The sequence below is a fragment of the Hungatella sp. genome (assembly GCF_046966825.1).
The window spans coordinates 9,690-11,602 of record NZ_JBKVCZ010000178.1; the positions used below are offsets into that span (position 1 = coordinate 9,690).

Sequence of the window (1,913 nt, forward strand, 5' to 3'; positions counted from 1 at the left end):
CATCCGCACGAATGCGGTCCGGTCCAATGAAATTATACTGGAGCAGTTTAACAACGGGTTCGAGACCTACATCGCGGAGCTTAAGAATTTTACACTGAATGTCCGCATGGACAGCGGAATTCTTTCCATAATCGAGTCCCCCGACATCGGCTATATCGAGCAGGAAACTCTGGGAAACTATATGAAGGCCATGTTCTATTCCCGCCACGATCTGTATGATATTTCCGTACATATGCTGCGAAACGATACCATGATCCGTTTTTCCCGTGATACGAAGAAGGTCTCGGTCTCACATGAAACGAATATTGAACAGGAAGACTGGTTTCTGGCTGCTGCCTCCAGCCCTGACTACTCCTGTATCGCCCCTTACCGTCCGGATGTCTGTTATCCGGAAGAAAGCTTTGCCTCTTCCGCCCCCTTTCTCCGAATCTACCGGGTTATTATCAACGCCTATACGAAAAAGCCGCTCGCCGTCGTGGAAGCCACCTGCGACATGAGCATCATGAATTCCATAATCAAGGATTTAGGGCAGGACAAAAGCAGCCTGTTCCGTCTGTCGGATCAGGACGGAACCCCTTACTTTCTCAACAGTCCGCAGCTTACGGATCTGCCCGTGTTCCCCCTCTCCACGGAGGATACTGCAAAACCGGAATCAATCATGTTCCACAATGACGAATATCTCTGCGTGACCCATTTGTCCAGAGACGGCCACTGGCTGCTCACGAAGCTGATCTCCGTCGATACGCTGACTGCCCAGAATATCAGCAGCAGAAACATCAGCCTCCTCGTACTGATCACGGCCACGGTCATCTCCATTACGGCAATCGCCTTTCTGGTCCACCTGCTCACCCGTTCCCTAAAACGGCTCTCCAGCCAAATGGATCAGGCAGGAAAGGGCGACTTGAAAACGACGCTGGAAGAAACAGGAAGCTACGAAACCCGGATGCTGGCCCATCGCTATAACGCCATGATCCAACAGATTGACGAATTGATCCAGAAGAATTACGTCATGGCTCTGGGGGAGAAAACCGCCAAACTGCAGGCGCTGGAATCACAGGTCAATCCCCATTTTCTCTATAACTCCCTGCAGGTCATCTCGTCACGCACCATCGTAACCGGAGACCGGGAAATCTATAAAATGATCGAGGCTCTGGCTGCAAACCTGCGATATGCGTTTAAAGAGTCTGTTCTGGTTCCCGTCAGCCTGGAAGTGCAGTATGTCCGCAATTACCTTCTGCTGCTGAAGGCACGCTTTGAGGACCGCCTTTCCACGGATATCGAGGCCGGTGACGACGTCTCCCGGATCATGATCCCCAAGCTGGCCATATTCACGCTGATCGAAAACTCGGTCAGCCACGGCCTTGAGACGAGCATGAAGCAGCTTCGTATGGAGCTGAAAGTCCAGCTGGATCAGGGCTCCCTGATCATATCCGTCACGGATAACGGTCCCGGAATTCCTCCCGACACGCTCGAGCGCATTATCACGGATTTTTCTGCCGGAGACATGCTGGTATCAAACGGAGAACACATAGGACTCCGCAATCTAAACACCCGGTTAAAAATTTATTACGGGGACCGGGCTTCCCTGCGCTTAAGGAGCAGCCCCGGGATACGGACGGAAGCTGTAATAACCATTCATTTAACAGACGAGGAGACGACAGACGCATGTATAACGCATTGATTATTGACGACGAAAAACACGTAAGACAGGCAATCTCGTTTTTAGGCATGTGGAACGAAAACGGGATTAATCCGCCGTTTGAAGCAACCGACGGTCAGAGCGCACTCGACTTTATGGAGCAGACACCGGTTGACATCGTGCTTGTGGACATCAAAATGCCGGTGATGAACGGCATGCAGTTTTTGGAAGCCGCCACGCACCGGTTTCCTAAGGCAAAATACATCATCATCAG

The 1,913-nt window shown here is 51.3% G+C and carries 2 protein-coding genes; both read left to right on the plus strand.

The window, feature by feature from the left end:
• Positions 1–1,681, plus strand: a 1,681-nt coding sequence (locus ACLTD4_RS30565) for a sensor histidine kinase (RefSeq protein WP_412331811.1), incomplete at its 5' end; no start/stop codon positions are given.
• Positions 1,666–1,913 (plus strand): response regulator (locus ACLTD4_RS30570; RefSeq protein ID WP_412331812.1); only part of this gene is annotated, 248 nt, incomplete at its 3' end. The genes ACLTD4_RS30565 and ACLTD4_RS30570, both read left to right, overlap by 16 nt.